The organism is Pseudomonas syringae group sp. 243L2 (genome assembly GCF_032587875.1).
GTDB classification, from domain to species: Bacteria; Pseudomonadota; Gammaproteobacteria; order Pseudomonadales; family Pseudomonadaceae; genus Aquipseudomonas; species Aquipseudomonas amygdali.
Map to the genome: position 1 here is coordinate 260,128 of NZ_JAWHPL010000031.1, position 15,547 is coordinate 275,674.

Sequence of the window (15,547 nt, forward strand, 5' to 3'; positions counted from 1 at the left end):
TTACCGTGAGTCAATTTTTCCAGGTCCATCCGGAAAACCCGCAGCCGCGCCTGATCAAACAGGCCGCGGAAATCATAAAAGCCGGCGGGCTGGTGGTGTACCCGACAGATTCGTCCTATGCGCTGGGTTGCCAGATCGGTGACAAGAGCGCCATCGAGCGTATCCGCCGTCTGCGTCAGCTGGACGACAAGCACAACTTCACCCTGATGTGCTGCGACCTGTCGCAACTGGGGCTTTTTGCCAAGGTCGACACCGGCGCTTTCCGCGCACTCAAGGCGCACACGCCGGGGCCGTACACCTTTATTCTCAACGCCACTCGCGAGGTGCCGCGCCTGGTGCTGCACCCCAAGCGCCGCACCATCGGCCTGCGCGTGCCGAGCCACCCCATTGCCCAGGCCTTGCTCGAGCAATTGGGCGAGCCGCTGATGAGCGTCAGCCTGATCATGCCGGGCGACAGCGTGCCGCTCAGCGATCCCTACGAGATGCGCCAGATTCTCGAGCATCAGGTGGACCTGATCATTGATGGCGGGATCGGCGGTATTTCGGCGTCCACAGTCATCAACCTGGCTGGCGGAGAGCCAGAAGTGGTTCGGGTTGGCTGCGGTGATCCAACGCCGTTCGGTGAACGCGCTTAATGACCGTCGTCGAGTCCGTCGACAGTCAGGCAGATGCCCAGCAGGAGCTGCCGTTCGCGCTGGTCTACGGGCGTGCGGTCACGCAGATGCCGCTGGACCTGTACATCCCGCCCGATGCGCTTGAGGTCTTTCTTGAAGCGTTCGAGGGGCCGCTCGACCTGCTGCTGTACCTGATCCGCAAACAGAACATCGATATCCTCGATATTCCCGTGGCCGAGATCACCAAGCAGTACATGGGGTACGTCGAGTTGATGAAAACCGTGCGCCTGGAGCTGGCGGCCGAATACCTGGTCATGGCCGCCATGCTGGCTGAGATCAAGTCGCGCATGCTGCTGCCGCGCTCGGCGGAAGTCGAAGAGGAAGAAGGCGACCCGCGCGCCGAGCTGATTCGCCGCCTGCAGGAATACGAGCGCTTCAAAGCCGCTGCTGAAGGCATAGATGGCTTGAGCCGGGTCGGCCGCGATGTCATCGTGCCGAAACTGGACGCCCCCGAAGCCCGTGCGCGCAAGTTGCTGCCGGATGTCAGTCTTGAAGAAGTGCTGATGTCGATGGCCGAAGTGCTGCACCGCGGCGACATGTTCGAAAGCCATCAGGTCAGCCGCGAGGCGCTGTCGACGCGTGAGCGCATGAGCGACGTGCTGGAACGTCTCAAGGGCAGCGGTTTTGTACCGTTCGCCGAGCTGTTTACCGCAGAAGAAGGTCGTCTGGGCGTGGTCGTGACATTTATGGCGGTGCTGGAGCTGGTCAAGGAATCCCTTGTCGAGCTGGTCCAAAACGAGCCCTTTGCGGTGATCCATGTCCGGGCGCGAGCCGAGTAGAGCAAGAACACACCCATGAACCTCAACGAACCGCGTGAACTGGCCCCGTTGCTTGAAGCCTTTCTGCTGGCCTCCGGAAAGCCGCAGACACTGGAGCGGCTGTATGAGCTGTTCGAAGAGGGCGAGCGTCCCGAACCGCCGATTTTCAAAAAAGCGCTGGAGGTGCTGCGTAAGTCTTGCGAGGGGCGTGCTTTCGAACTCAAGGAAGTCGCTTCGGGGTATCGCCTGCAGATTCGTGACCGGTTCTCCCCTTGGGTCGGACGGTTGTGGGAAGAACGGCCGCAGCGTTACTCCCGCGCCATGCTGGAAACCCTGGCTTTGATCGCTTATCGCCAGCCGATCACGCGGGGCGAAATTGAAGACGTGCGCGGTGTTGCGGTGAACAGCCACATCGTCAAGACCCTGCTGGAACGCGAGTGGATTCGGGTGGTGGGCTATCGTGACGTGCCCGGTAAGCCGGCGATGTTTGCCACCACCAAGGGTTTTCTGGATCACTTCAACCTCAAAAGCCTGGACGAGCTGCCGCCGCTGGCCGACCTGCGCGAGATGGAAACCGAGCCGGTCCTGGATTTCGAAGACGCCCCCGTACCCGCGCACCTGCAGGCCCTGGCCGACGCCAGCCTCGATCCGGAAGCGGAACCCGAAGCACCTCGCGACGAAACCAGCTTCCGCAGCCTGCTGGTGGAACTGGATTCGATGGAGCAAGGCCTCAAGACCGACTTCGACGACCTGCTGCGGGCGGAGCCAGAGCCAGAGCCTGAAGACGACAAAGGCGACGATGAGGTCTGATTGACTATCGCTCCCACGCTGAAGCGTTCAGCGTGATACACAAGTCTCGTGGGAGCGAGCTTGCTCGCGAAGGCGATGGTGCAGGCTCGCTATTTTCGGATTCTGTAAGGGCCCTTTCGCGAGCAAGCTCGCTCCCACAAGACCTGTATGTAGCCATGAGCGCTCTGCGTCCTCTTGATACCTCGTCCTGGAGCGTGCAGAACGATAATCAAAACTGTCGTGCCAACGCCCAGCGCACTTCGGTCGAATTCATACGCCTGACCAGAGTCACATACGATATCCCTCGCCATGAGAACCGCTGCCCATGAGTTCGACCAAGAACCCCTGCATCAGCCTGTGCAAGTTCGATGATGATATCTGCCTGGGCTGTGGCCGCAGCAAGCGTGAAATCAAGGCCTGGAAGAAACTCGACAAGGATGACAAGCGCACGGTACTCGATGAGTCCGCCAAGCGGCTGGCGAAGCTCAAGACCGCCGGTCGTAAAAAGAAGAAGTGATTCGGGCATTTGCCACTGACGCTGGATGCGTAAACCGGCGCAGGGGCGTATGATGGCCGACCCTCGGCGATCAAGTGTCGCCCGGGCTTTCAAGTATTTCGCCCTGCCGCTATCCACAGCGTGCCGGGCACAGGTCTTGCCGGTTCTCGGCCAGCCCTGATTCGACACACCGGGAGGTGCCCAGATGAGTGAAAAAGACAAGCAGGACAGCCAGGAAATCGGACCCGCAGGCGAAAAGCTGCAGAAGGTTCTGGCGCGCATTGGCGTGGGTTCACGCCGTGACGTAGAAGCCTGGATTACCCAAGGCCGCATCAAGGTCAATGGCAAGGACGCGACCCTCGGTCAACGCGTCGACCTGCATGACGCCATCAGTGTCGATGGTCGCGTCATCAAGCGCGAAGAAGCAGCCGAAACGGTTCGCCGCGTGATCATGTACAACAAGCCCGATGGCGAAATCTGCACCCGTGACGACCCTGAAGGTCGTCCGACCGTGTTCGATCGTCTGCCGCGCCCGAAAGAGGGTCGCTGGATCAACATCGGCCGTCTCGACATCAACACCACCGGTCTGCTGATGTTCACCACTGACGGTGAGCTCGCCAACCGTCTGATGCACCCATCGTTTGAAATGGACCGCGAATATGCGGTTCGTGTACGTGGCGAAGTCGATGACGACATGCTGCTGCGCCTCAAGAATGGTGTGATTCTTGAAGACGGTCCGGCACGTTTCACCGATATCCAGCAGGCACCGGGCGGCGAAGGCTTTAATCACTGGTATCACTGCGTGGTAATGGAAGGTCGTAACCGTGAAGTGCGCCGTCTCTGGGAATCCCAGGGGCTGGTGGTCAGCCGTCTGAAGCGCGTGCGTTACGGGCCGGTGTTCCTCAACTCCGACCTGCCGATGGGCCGCTGGCGCGAAATGAGCCAATACGAAGTCGACATTCTGGCTGCCGAAGTCGGTCTGCAACCTGTGGCCCAGCCGCAGATGAATGCCAAGACCAAAGACAAGATGGAACGTCTGCAGCGTCAATCGTCGCGCCCTCTGGGCAAAGGCGAGCGCGTTCGCACCTTGCGTCCGGCTGCTGGCGCTCCGGCGACTGGCGACCGCGCACCGCGTCAGCCGCAAATTACCGGCAGCGAACGTGATCGTCCGCGTGGCGGCGACTCCACGCAGCGTCCTTCGCCGCGCAAGGACTCGGGCAAGCCAGGTTCGCGTGCACCGCGTCCGGCAGACAACAGCCGTGGCACACCGGTCGCCGAGCGTCCGAGCGAGATGAATAAGCGCCCGGCCAAGCCTGGGCCAAAGCGTGTCGGCATCAAGCTGGTCAACGATGATGCGCCGTCAGGCAAACGTCGTGGCCCACCGGCAGGTTCGGGTCAGCGTCCTGGCTTCGGTCGTCGCAAGCCTGAGTGATCCTGTGGTGTGAATGAATGGCATCGCCAGCCCCCAGGGCTGGCGTTGTCGTTTTTGGCGATGTGAAAAACCTTGTCATACAGCCCCGCTGCATTCATTTCCCTGTTTCAAACCTCAACCTGGATGCAGGTGTACAATGCCGCGCTTTTTTCTGTGAATCATTGCTGCTCAATACTTCGGATCACCCGTCCGGGGTGCTGCAATTCTGTTGCGTCACGAGCGCGGCAGGTCCTTTTCGGTCACAGAACAAGAACAATCAGGTAGCTATCGAATGAGTGAAACAACTGCACCCTCGGGTGAATTGAAGCGCGGTCTGAAGAATCGGCACATTCAGCTGATTGCTCTGGGCGGCGCTATCGGCACTGGCTTGTTTCTCGGGTCGGCGGGCGTGCTGAAATCGGCCGGGCCTTCGATGATTCTCGGTTATGCGATTTGTGGCTTCATCGCTTTCATGATCATGCGCCAGCTTGGCGAGATGATCGTCGAAGAACCCGTCGCCGGGTCGTTCAGCCATTTTGCCCACAATTATTGGGGCGGTTTCGCCGGGTTCCTGTCCGGCTGGAATTGCTGGCTGCTGTACATCCTGGTCGGTATGTCGGAGCTGACTGCTGTCGGCAAGTACATTCATTACTGGCTGCCGGACATCCCGAGCTGGGTTTCAGCGGCTGCGTTCTTCATTCTCATCAATGCCATCAACCTGACCAACGTCAAGGTGTTCGGCGAGACCGAGTTCTGGTTCGCGATCATCAAAGTGGTGGCGATTATCGGCATGATCGCGCTGGGCAGTTACATGCTGGTCAGTGGCAGTGGCGGCCCGCAGGCGTCGGTCAGCAACCTTTGGGAACACGGCGGATTCTTTCCCAATGGTGTCGGCGGGCTGGTCATGGCGCTGGCCATCATCATGTTCTCGTTTGGCGGTCTGGAAATGCTCGGCTTCACTGCTGCCGAGGCCGAACAGCCGAAGACCGTGATCCCCAAGGCGATCAATCAGGTCATCTACCGCATCCTGATTTTCTACATCGGCGCACTGGTGGTGCTGTTGTCGCTGACACCCTGGGACAGCCTGCTGGCCAGCCTCAATGCCTCGGGTGACTCCTATAGCGGCAGCCCGTTCGTGCAGGTGTTCTCTATGCTGGGTAGCGATGCGGCGGCGCATATCCTGAACTTCGTGGTACTGACTGCAGCGCTGTCGGTCTATAACAGCGGCACTTATTGCAACAGCCGCATGTTGGTAGGCATGGCTGAGCAGGGCGATGCGCCCAGGGCGCTGGCGCAGGTCGACAGGCGCGGGGTGCCGGTCAAGGCTATCTTTGCGTCTGCCGCGGTGACCGTGGTGGCGGTTCTGCTCAATTACTTCGTGCCGCAGCAGGCGCTGGAGCTGTTGATGTCGCTGGTAGTGGCCACGCTGGTCATCAACTGGGCGATGATCAGCTATTCGCATCTGAAATTCCGCCAGCACATGAACCGTACCGGCCAAGTGCCGCTGTTCAAGGCGCTGTGGTATCCCTACGGTAACTACGTGTGTCTGGCGTTTGTGCTGTTTATCCTTGGCATCATGCTGATGATTCCCGGCATCCAGATATCGGTTTACGCGATACCGGTCTGGCTGGCGGTCATGTGGGTGTGTTATCGAGCCAAGAACAGGCGTAGCGTTGTCATGAATGCCGAGACTGGCAAATAACCGTGCCTGTTGCAGAAAAGAAGATGCCCCGATGCTGGTGATTTCCAACAATGTTCATTTGCCGGACGCCGAGATCGAGTTGACGGCCATTCGCGCCCAGGGCGCGGGCGGGCAGAACGTCAACAAGGTCTCCAGCGCCGTGCATTTGCGTTTCGACATCAACGCCTCGTCGCTGCCGCCGTTCTACAAGGAGCGGCTGCTGGCGTTGAGTGACAGTCGCATCACCAGCGATGGTGTGATCGTGCTCAAGGCCCAGCAATACCGCACTCAGGAACAGAACCGCGCCGACGCGTTATTGCGCTTGAGCGAACTGATCGTCAACGCCGCCAAAGTCGAAAAGAAACGCCGCCCGACACGGCCGACCCTGGGTTCCAAGACCCGCCGCCTGGAGTCCAAGAGCAAACGCGGCTCGATCAAGGCCGGACGCGGGAAAGTGGATTTCTGAGTACGGCTGGCCCTTCAAGATCGGACGCAGAGCGTCCAGAACGGCGTTACCACGCGGGAGCGTGGGAACGATCAGCCCGAATATCGTGCGACGCTCTGCGTCGCATGCCTTTCCGGACGCTCTGCGTCCTCTCGGCGACGCAGAGCGTCGAGCCCTGCATTCCCACGCTGGAGCGTGCGGAACGATAATCCCAACTATCGTGCGACGCTCCGCGTCGCATGCCGTTTTGGATCGTGGGAGCGATGACCGGAACCGATCATCACTGGCGTACCACCTGCGTCTGCTTGTACAGATAGACGCTTAACGCCAGCCCGGTAAGTGACGCCAGCGCCGCAAACAGGAAGATCGAGACAAAGCCGAAGCCTGCGGCAATCGCGCCTGCCAGTGGGCCGGTGATGCCCAGGGACAGGTCGATGAACAGCGAGTAAGCGCCGACCGCAGCGCCTCGGCTGGAGGCAGGGACGAGGTTCACAGCTTCCACGCCCAGTGCGGGAAACACCAGCGAGAACCCGAAACCGGTCAACGCCGCGCCAGCCAGTGCCAGCTCCGGAGTGGGGGCCATCCACAGCAGCAACAACCCCAGGCTTTCCACTGACAGGCAGACAATCGCTACCCGAAAGCCGCCCAGACGATTGATCAGGTTGCCGAACAGCAGGCGCGCCGCGATGAAGCTGCCACCGAACAGAGTCAGACACAGCGCCGCATTCGGCCAGTGGTTGCTCGCGTAATACAGGGTGATAAAGGTGGCGATGGTGCCGAAGCCGATGCCGCCCAGCGCCAGGCCCATGCCGTGTGGAAACACTCGCCCCAGTACGTGCATGAAGGGCAGCCGTTCACCTGGCACAATCGGTGCGGCCTGCTTGTGCCAGGTCAGATACAGGCCCAGTGCGCAGAGCAGCATGATGCTGACACCTACTGTCCACAACCCGAGTGAGTCAACCATCCAGACACCCAGCGGTGCGCCGATGGCCAGAGCGCCGTAGCTGGCGATACCGTTCCAGGAGATCACTTTGGCAGTGTTCTGCGCGCCGACCCGGCCGATGCCCCAGCCAATCGAGCCCGAACCTACCAGACTTTCCGCGCTGCCGAGAATCACCCGGCCAATCAGCAGAATCACCAGGCTCGCCATCGGCCAGCTGTCCAGCCAGACCGGCACCAGCATGAACACACCGCTCAGTCCGCAGCCGGTCAGGCCGATCTGCACGGCTTTCTTGCTGCCTAGATTGTCGATGATACGGCTCGCCCATGGTCGACTGATCAATGTCGCCAGGTACTGCACGCTGATCACCAAGCCTGCGATAACCGCGCCGAAGCCCAAATCGCTGTGGACGTAGCCTGGCAGTACGGCAAGCGGAATACCGATATTCAGGTAGCCGATAAACGTGAACATCACAATGGAAATGACGGTTTGGGTAACAGCCATAGGGGTTTGCGGCGTGGTTTGCTGTGTCTCGGGCATGGGGCAGGCTTTCATTCTGTGCGGGTATGGCGTTCGAGCGGGCAGGGGAAAACCCTTAGCAAGCTCTCGAAGTGCTTATCATACCGACGCATCGCGTCATGCAGGTGCAACGAAGTGAAATAAACGGCGAATGGAGGATTATTTGTTTGCCGGGGCTACAAGCTGTGTGGTCACGAGGGCGGCCAACGCGTTTTCCTGAGTACCGAAACGGGCGAGCAGGGCGCTCTGTTTTTCCGGGCTGAGGCGTGACCAGATTTCGATCATTTTCTCGGCGGTGCCAATCAGGGCATTGGCTTGCGTTTCAGTGAAGTCGCTCATAAAAATCTGCTGTTTGCCCGTTGCTGGTTTTCCAGGCGTATTGAAAATCGGCAGAACCGTTTTTCGATACGCCTGAAAACAATCGCCTTCAGTCTTTGCTTCCGGCTTTCTGGCTGTCTTGAGCCGAGGGTGCTGCTTTCATTGCGACAGGTTGACCAAGCTCCTGTTGAGCCAGGGTCGACTGTTGTGGTTCCTGTTGGCCTGGTGGGAAGTTAGGGATTTCATGCATCGTCGTCGCTCCTCGCAAGGGGTTGCAGATAGAACCGTGCTTTAAAAAAGCCTGCGCAGGATACCCCACTGAAAATGACAATCAGGATATTTTTTTATCCTCATTGGCCCATCAGCGAAACAAAATCGCATTTTCACTGTCCTGGCCCATGCCATGCGAGTCGCTGCACGCTTTGGTTTTACTGCGTTATGACTGCATCAGGGCGTATTAACCCTGTGGACTTTCTCGCCAAAATTATTTGCGGCCCTCGGCGCCACTGGCTACCCCATCGGTGCGCGCGGCCATGATGAAGTCGTTGCGGTGCAGCCCTTTGATCGAGTGGCTCCACCAGGTCACGGTCACTTTGCCCCACTCAGTCAGCAAACCAGGATGGTGGCCTTCGGCTTCGGCAATCTCGCCGACTGCATTGGTGAATGCCAGAGCGAATTTGAAGTTTTTGAACAGAAATACTTTTTCCAGCTGCATCACGCCGTCGCGCACTTCAATGTTCCAGTCGGGGATCTGCTTGAGCAGTTCCGGCAGCTCGGCTTCGCTGACTTGTGGGGCGTCTGCTCGGCAGGCTTCGCAATGGGCTTGATTCAAGGTGCTCATAAACAGGGTTTCCTTTTCAGATACCTGGCCGCATTTCAGGCCGCGTGGCTTTTGGTTTTAGGTGGAAATTTCGGGGCGTGCAAGCCCAACTGCATGCCCTGTTCTACCAGCGCCATGATGTCTTCCTGCGCCAGGTCGAACAGGCGCTTGAGGCTTGGCAGAACAAAATACAGCGGTTGCAGAATGTCGATGCGGTACGGCGTGCGCATCGCTTCAAGCGGGTCGAATAGCTGGTGTTCGGGAGCCGGTGACAGGCTGTACACAGCTTCCTTGGGCGAGGAAAGAATACCGCCGCCGTAGATTTTGCGCCCTTTTGGTGTATCGACCAGACCAAATTCGATGGTCATCCAGTACAGCCGGGCCAGATACACCCGTTGTTCCTTGCTCGCGCTCAGGCCAAGTTTGCCGTAAGTGTGGGTAAATTCGGCAAACCACGGATTGGTCAGCAGCGGGCAGTGACCAAAGATTTCGTGAAAGATGTCCGGTTCCTGAAGATAGTCCAGTTCTTCCTCAGTGCGAATGAAGGTCGCCACCGGGAAGCGCTTGCTGGCCAGCAGTTCAAAGAACGTCTGGAAAGGAATCAGCGCCGGCACTCGCTCAACCTGCCAGCCGGTGGTCGCACCCAGCACCTTGTTGATTTCACCCAGCTGCGGAATACGCTCGTGGGGCAGGCCCAGTTGCTCGATACCGTCCAGATACTCCTGACAGGCCCGGCCTTCAATGATCGTCATCTGCCGGGTAATCAGGGTGTTCCATACCGCATGTTCGGCTGCTGTGTAATCAATGAAGCCCGAAGCGTCCGGCTCGCGTGCCACGTAAAGCGTCTGGGCCATGCTGATGTCCTCGAAAAGGCTGCGCTTGTAGACGTATTTTTATAAAAGCCTGATCGCAGGAATAACCCGCTTTCGACGATTGGTCTGCCTGCGAAAGCAGTCGCGTTCCCGTCTTGTCGCTCAAGTTCGTAACGAAAACTTTACGAATGATTTCTGAGGACCAGGAATTCAGCAGATTGGTCTCTCGCGAAGTGTGTTTCTGTAACGTATTGTTGACGAAAAACTTTGCCACTCCCAAAAAAACACACGCTCACAGGGGCGAATGAATCATGCGCATCAAGGTGCACTGCCAGAACCGGATTGGCATTCTTCGCGACATTCTCGATCTGTTGGTGGCCTACGGCGTCAACGTGGCGCGTGGTGAAGTAGGGGGTGAGCATGGCGACGCTATCTATCTGCATTGCCCGAACCTGATCAACCTGCAGTTTCAGGCCCTGCGCCCGAAGTTCGAGGCGATCACCGGTGTATTCGGCGTCAAGCGAGTCGGGCTGATGCCCAGCGAGCGTCGGCACATGGAGCTCAACGCCTTGCTCGGTGCGCTGGAGTTTCCTGTGTTGTCCATCGACATGGCCGGTGCAATTGTTGCGGCCAATCGTGCAGCTGCACAGTTACTGGGCGTGCGGGTCGATGAAGTGCCGGGAATGCCGTTGTCGCGCTATGCCGAGGATTTCGACTTGCCTGAGCTGGTGCGGGCCAGCCAGTCGCGGATCAATGGCCTGCGGGTCAAGGTGCGCGGCGATGTGTTTCTCGCCGACATCGCCCCGTTGCAATCGGAGCACGATGACAGCGAGGCCATGGCCGGGGCCGTGCTGACGCTGCACCGCGCTGATCGGGTCGGTGAGCGCATCTACCATGTGCGCAAACAGGAGTTACGCGGCTTTGACAGCATCTTTCAGAGTTCGAAGGTCATGGCTGCGGTGGTCCGCGAGGCGCGGCGCATGGCACCACTGGATGCGCCGCTGCTGATCGAGGGCGAAACCGGCACCGGCAAGGAACTGCTCGCCCGTGCCTGCCACCTTGCCAGCCCTCGTGGCCAGTCACCGCTAATGGCGCTCAACTGTGCCGGACTGTCGGAGTCCATGGCCGAGATTGAGCTGTTTGGCTACGATCCTGGTGCTTTCGAAGGCGCGCGAGCGGAAGGCCGGCTCGGGCTGCTGGAGCTGACAGCAGGCGGCACGCTGTTCCTTGATGGCGTGGGTGAGCTGAGTGCGCGCATGCAGGCCAAGCTATTGCGTTTCATTCAGGACGGCAGCTTTCGCCGGGTCGGCAGCGACGAGGACATGTTTCTCGATGTGCGTGTGATGTGTTCGACCCAGGTCGACCTGTCGGAGCTATGCGCCCAAGGGGTCTTCAGGCAGGACCTTTATCATCGCCTCAATGTGCTTTCGCTGCACATACCGCCGTTGCGCGATTGTCTGGACGGTCTTGAGCCGCTGGTGGAGCACTTTCTGGATCACGCCAGCCGCCAGATCGGCTGCCCGTTGCCAGGCATTGCGCCGGGTGCCATCAAGCGCCTGAGTCAGTACCACTGGCCCGGCAATGTCCGGCAATTGGAAAATGTATTGTTTCAGGCTGTATCGCTGTGTGACGGCAGCAAGGTGCAGGCCGAGCATATTCGTTTGCCGGATTACGGTGTGCGGCCAGGGCTGAGCGACGTGTCTCTGGAAGGGGGGCTGGACGCTATTATCGGGCGTTTCGAAAAATCGGTGCTGGAACATTTATATGCGCAATATCCCAGCAGTCGCCAATTGGGCAAACGCCTGGGGGTGTCACATACAACCATTGCCAACAAGTTGCGTGGCTATGAGTTGGGGCGTGAGTCAGGCCGGCACGCAGCCGATCAACAATCCGCTGATTGACCGCCCGGCAATCAACGCTCGTGTATACGCCCCGCAATCAATATCTGCGAGGCGTCGAGCACGGGTCGCAACAGCGAAAAGCATCAACCGTTACTGCAGCCGTTGCCCATCACCTGGTAGCTCATGGTGTGTCGTGCGCCTTGCGAGTCTTCATAGACCATGCGCGCCGGGACCACTTCGCAGACGTTGGGGATCTGGCTGATGGAAATAACCCGGGCGATATCCAGATGAGTGCCATACGTGTATTGCTCGACACGGGCTTGCTGGGCAGCAACTTTGGTCTGCGATTCTTCGGCCATGGCGAAGCTGCTGACACCGCACAGTGCCAATGTCACTAATAAAGCTTTCATTGTGTTTTACCTTTTTGAAAGTGAGCGCGTCTGCATCACGCTTTTAGCGTCATGTGCGAACTCTGTTTGATATCTAGAAGCGGGCTGCGTGGGGGCAGCTGATAGTTGCCGTGTTGGCGAGATGAATTCTAGGCCTGTTGCAAGACGACATATATAAAGACTTTGGATAAGCGCTTTCATCAAAACGGTAATAATCCGGAGGCCGCCTGAGGCTCCGGCCTTGCCCGGTAATACCAACGTCGAATGGCCCCACCGGGTGGGGCGGGATACAACGGGTGCATAAAACAACAACTATCCACCGAGGTAACCAAGATGAGTGCAGCTTCCCTGTACCCCGTCCGCCCAGAAGTCGCAGCGACTACGCTGACGGATGAAGCGACCTACAAGGCCATGTACCAGCAGTCGGTGGTCAACCCTGATGGTTTCTGGCGTGAACAGGCTCAGCGCCTCGACTGGATCAAACCTTTCAGTGTGGTCAAGCAAACCTCGTTCGACGACCATCGGGTCGATATCAAATGGTTCGCCGACGGTACGCTGAACGTTGCCTATAACTGCCTGGATCGCCATCTGGCAGAGCGCGGCGACACGATTGCGATCATCTGGGAAGGCGATGACCCTTCCGAGCACCGCGAAATCACCTACCGCGAGCTACACGCCGAAGTCTGCAAGTTTGCCAACGCACTGCGCGGCCAGGACGTGCACCGTGGTGACGTCGTCACTATCTATATGCCGATGATCCCCGAGGCTGTGGTCGCCATGCTGGCGTGCGCCCGGATCGGTGCGATTCACTCGGTGGTATTCGGCGGTTTCTCGCCGGAAGCACTGGCTGGCCGGATCATCGATTGCAGCTCCAAAGTGGTCATTACTGCGGATGAAGGCCTGCGCGGTGGCAAGAAGACTGCGCTCAAGGCGAATGTCGACCGTGCACTGACCAATCCGGAAACCAGCAGCGTGCAGAAGGTCATCGTCTGCAAACGCACCGGTGGCGAAATCGAGTGGAACCGTCATCGTGACATCTGGTACCACTCGCTTCTGGAAGTAGCCTCCAGCACCTGCGCGCCAAAAGAGATGGGGGCCGAAGAGTCGCTGTTCATCCTCTACACCTCGGGCTCGACCGGCAAACCCAAAGGTGTGTTGCACACCACTGCGGGTTATCTGCTTTACGCGGCGCTGACCCATGAGCGTGTGTTCGACTACAAGCCGGGCGAAATCTACTGGTGCACCGCGGACGTCGGCTGGGTCACCGGGCACAGCTACATTGTCTATGGCCCCTTGGCCAATGGTGCAACCACACTGCTGTTTGAAGGTGTGCCGAACTACCCGGACATCACGCGTGTGTCGAAAATCATCGACAAGCACAAGGTCAATATCCTCTACACCGCGCCGACCGCGATCCGCGCCATGATGGCCGAGGGCACCAAGTCCGTTGAAGGTGCCGACGGGTCCAGTCTGCGTCTGTTGGGTTCGGTGGGCGAGCCGATCAACCCTGAAGCCTGGGGCTGGTACTACAACACCGTTGGCAAACAGAACTGCCCGATTGTCGATACCTGGTGGCAGACCGAAACCGGTGGCATTCTGATCAGCCCGCTGCCAGGCGCAACAGCGCTGAAACCGGGCTCGGCAACACGTCCGTTCTTCGGCGTGATTCCGGCGCTGGTGGACAACCTGGGCAACCTCATCGAGGGCGCGGCCGAAGGCAATCTGGTGATTCTCGATTCCTGGCCGGGTCAGTCACGCTCGCTGTATGGCGATCACGACCGTTTCGTCGACACCTACTTCAAGACCTTCCGTGGCATGTACTTCACCGGTGACGGTGCCCGTCGCGATGAGGACGGCTATTACTGGATCACCGGGCGCGTAGATGATGTGCTCAACGTTTCCGGCCATCGCATGGGCACCGCAGAGATTGAAAGCGCGATGGTTGCGCACCCGAAAGTCGCCGAAGCCGCAGTGGTCGGTGTGCCGCATGACTTGAAAGGGCAGGGCATCTACGTCTACGTCACCCTCAACGGTGGCGAAGAACCGAGCGACGCGCTGCGCACTGAGTTGCGCAACTGGGTGCGCAAGGAGATCGGCCCGATTGCTTCGCCTGATTTCATCCAGTGGGCGCCTGGATTGCCGAAGACCCGTTCGGGGAAGATCATGCGCCGTATCCTGCGCAAGATTGCCACCGCTGAGTACGATGCGCTGGGTGACATCTCGACGCTGGCCGATCCGGGTGTGGTGCAGCACCTGATTGACACGCACAAGACCATGAACGCTGCCTGACCTCTCATTGACTGAGCGCGCCTCGTCCGGTGAACGCCGGGCGGGGCGCTTTTGTTTGTGCGGCCCGGTATCGGAAACGAGATATATATCGGTTTGTTACGGGTTTACACGGCGTTGTCGGACGGTGCTTCATTGTGGGACGTTCTCTGGCTTTCTTGTAGGAAGCTGCGACGCATCAGGGCGTTTCATCCGTCATATGGAACGCTGGGCTTGCCGGATTAGAAGGGTTTGCCAATAATGGGCGCGCTTTTTGCTGTTATGACAGGTTTAGCTGGCTCTGCTGGATCAGCATAAATATGCTTCGTCAATAGCTGGTAGTGGGTTTTTCGGTGCATCTGTAACTAGTTGTCGCATTGAAGAAATATCGACTTCGAGCCTGTCGTTAAAATGCCCGTCATTCGCCGAAGGTCCGTGAGCCACCAATGCGGTGTCACGCCCCCGGCGTCGCTCTCCCCCGAGATGTCCTTTCGCACATTGGGCGCTTGCTCACTTTGCCACTTGTCGTGCTTTACCGATGGAGTCCTGGAAATGAAGAAGCTCATGCTTATTGGCGCGATGGCGTTGTCCGTGCTCGCCCAGCCGATCTTTGCTGATGAAAAACCGCTGAAAATCGGCATCGAAGCGGCTTACCCTCCGTTCGCTTCCAAGGCTCCGGATGGCAGCATCGTCGGTTTTGACTACGACATCGGCAATGCGCTGTGTGAAGAAATGAAGGTCAAGTGCACCTGGGTCGAGCAGGAATTCGACGGCCTTATCCCGGCACTGAAAGTGCGCAAGATCGACGCGATCCTTTCGTCCATGTCGATCACCGACGACCGCAAGAAGTCTGTGGATTTCACCGGCAAGTACTACAATTCCCCGGCCCGTCTGGTCATGAAAGACGGCACCGTGATCAGCGACAGCCTGGCGGAACTCAAGGGCAAGAAAATCGGCGTGCAGCGCGGTTCGATCCATGAGCGTTTCGCCCGTGAAGTTCTTGCTCCCAAGGGTGTGGAAGTGACGCCGTACGGTTCGCAGAACGAAATCTACCTGGACATCGGTGCGGGTCGTCTGGACGGCACCATCGCCGACGCCACCCTGCTGCAGGACGGTTTCCTGAAGACCGACGCAGGCAAGGGTTACGCGTTCACAGGTCCATCGTTTACCGACCCGAAATACTTCGGTGACGGCATCGGCATCGCCGTGCGCAAGGGTGACAAGGCCAACCTTGAGCGCCTGAATGCCGCCATTGCAGCCATCCGTGCCAACGGCAAGTACAAAGCGATTCAGGACAAATATTTCGACTTCGATATCTACGGCAAGTAAGTCGTCATACCGATCCTGATCAATGGCGCAAACAGAATTGCCTGGCTTGCGCCATTTTTA

General features: G+C 58.7%; 15 protein-coding genes. 10 read left to right on the plus strand and 5 right to left on the minus strand.

All coding sequences use genetic code 11. The annotated features are described in order from the left end of the window. Nucleotides 1-5 precede the first annotated feature (5 nt). The 7 genes from RYB66_RS21215 (at nt 6) to arfB (ending at nt 6,275) form a co-directional block, all read left to right on the plus strand. Nucleotides 6-635 (plus strand): L-threonylcarbamoyladenylate synthase, encoded by a 630-nt coding sequence (locus tag RYB66_RS21215; protein WP_005781845.1) that lies wholly within the window; start codon nt 6-8, stop codon nt 633-635. Continuing rightward, nucleotides 635-1,453: a segregation and condensation protein A gene (locus RYB66_RS21220; protein ID WP_002554455.1), complete on the plus strand. Its 819-nt coding sequence runs from the start codon at nt 635-637 to the stop codon at nt 1,451-1,453. The genes RYB66_RS21215 and RYB66_RS21220 overlap by 1 nt, the downstream gene beginning before the upstream one ends. A gap of 15 nt (nt 1,454-1,468) precedes the next feature. After that, a complete protein-coding gene (gene scpB, locus RYB66_RS21225; RefSeq protein WP_044321134.1) occupies nt 1,469-2,242 on the plus strand; it encodes an SMC-Scp complex subunit ScpB in 774 nt (257 codons plus the stop codon). A 304-nt stretch (nt 2,243-2,546) separates the two neighbouring features. After that, nucleotides 2,547-2,738, plus strand: coding sequence for a DUF1289 domain-containing protein (locus RYB66_RS21230; protein WP_005767716.1), 192 nt, complete (start codon nt 2,547-2,549; stop codon nt 2,736-2,738). 184 nt (nt 2,739-2,922) lie between these two features. Continuing rightward, a complete protein-coding gene (rluB, locus tag RYB66_RS21235) occupies nt 2,923-4,149 on the plus strand; it encodes a 23S rRNA pseudouridine(2605) synthase RluB (protein WP_005781848.1) in 1,227 nt (408 codons plus the stop codon). Nucleotides 4,150-4,420: 271 nt separating this feature from the next. After that, entirely contained in the window at nt 4,421-5,830 is a 1,410-nt protein-coding gene (locus RYB66_RS21240; protein WP_005731361.1) for an amino acid permease, read from the plus strand. A 31-nt stretch (nt 5,831-5,861) separates the two neighbouring features. Next, nucleotides 5,862-6,275 (plus strand): alternative ribosome rescue aminoacyl-tRNA hydrolase ArfB, encoded by a 414-nt coding sequence (gene arfB / locus RYB66_RS21245; protein ID WP_003314723.1) that lies wholly within the window; start codon nt 5,862-5,864, stop codon nt 6,273-6,275. A 259-nt stretch (nt 6,276-6,534) separates the two neighbouring features. On the opposite strand, the gene RYB66_RS21250 is transcribed toward arfB, so the two are convergent. The 4 genes from RYB66_RS21250 to phhA all read right to left on the minus strand — a co-directional run bounded on the left by RYB66_RS21250 (nt 6,535) and on the right by phhA (nt 9,705). Beyond that, nucleotides 6,535-7,734 (minus strand): MFS transporter, encoded by a 1,200-nt coding sequence (locus tag RYB66_RS21250; RefSeq protein ID WP_054071201.1) that lies wholly within the window; start codon nt 7,732-7,734, stop codon nt 6,535-6,537. A gap of 138 nt (nt 7,735-7,872) precedes the next feature. Beyond that, complete coding sequence (locus tag RYB66_RS21255; protein ID WP_002554448.1) at nt 7,873-8,052, minus strand: hypothetical protein; 180 nt, start codon at nt 8,050-8,052, stop codon at nt 7,873-7,875. A 463-nt stretch (nt 8,053-8,515) separates the two neighbouring features. Next, complete coding sequence (locus tag RYB66_RS21260; RefSeq protein ID WP_004659699.1) at nt 8,516-8,872, minus strand: 4a-hydroxytetrahydrobiopterin dehydratase; 357 nt, start codon at nt 8,870-8,872, stop codon at nt 8,516-8,518. 35 nt (nt 8,873-8,907) lie between these two features. Beyond that, complete coding sequence (gene phhA, locus RYB66_RS21265; RefSeq protein ID WP_316895358.1) at nt 8,908-9,705, minus strand: phenylalanine 4-monooxygenase; 798 nt, start codon at nt 9,703-9,705, stop codon at nt 8,908-8,910. Between the two features lie 269 nt (nt 9,706-9,974). Between phhA and RYB66_RS21270 the strand changes: the two genes are divergently transcribed. Further along, nucleotides 9,975-11,564 (plus strand): sigma-54-dependent phenylalanine hydroxylase transcriptional regulator PhhR, encoded by a 1,590-nt coding sequence (locus RYB66_RS21270; RefSeq protein WP_044321136.1) that lies wholly within the window; start codon nt 9,975-9,977, stop codon nt 11,562-11,564. Nucleotides 11,565-11,647: 83 nt separating this feature from the next. Here the strand turns inward: RYB66_RS21270 and RYB66_RS21275 are convergent, their stop codons facing one another. After that, complete coding sequence (locus RYB66_RS21275) at nt 11,648-11,914, minus strand: DUF2790 domain-containing protein (RefSeq protein ID WP_002554445.1); 267 nt, start codon at nt 11,912-11,914, stop codon at nt 11,648-11,650. Between the two features lie 312 nt (nt 11,915-12,226). Here RYB66_RS21275 and acs point away from each other — a divergent pair, with 312 nt between their 5' ends. Both acs and RYB66_RS21285 read left to right on the plus strand, forming a co-directional pair. Continuing rightward, nucleotides 12,227-14,182 (plus strand): acetate--CoA ligase, encoded by a 1,956-nt coding sequence (gene acs, locus RYB66_RS21280; protein ID WP_002554444.1) that lies wholly within the window; start codon nt 12,227-12,229, stop codon nt 14,180-14,182. A 528-nt stretch (nt 14,183-14,710) separates the two neighbouring features. Continuing rightward, nucleotides 14,711-15,487, plus strand: coding sequence for an ABC transporter substrate-binding protein (locus RYB66_RS21285; protein WP_002554443.1), 777 nt, complete (start codon nt 14,711-14,713; stop codon nt 15,485-15,487). The last annotated feature ends 60 nt before the right edge of the window (nt 15,488-15,547 follow it).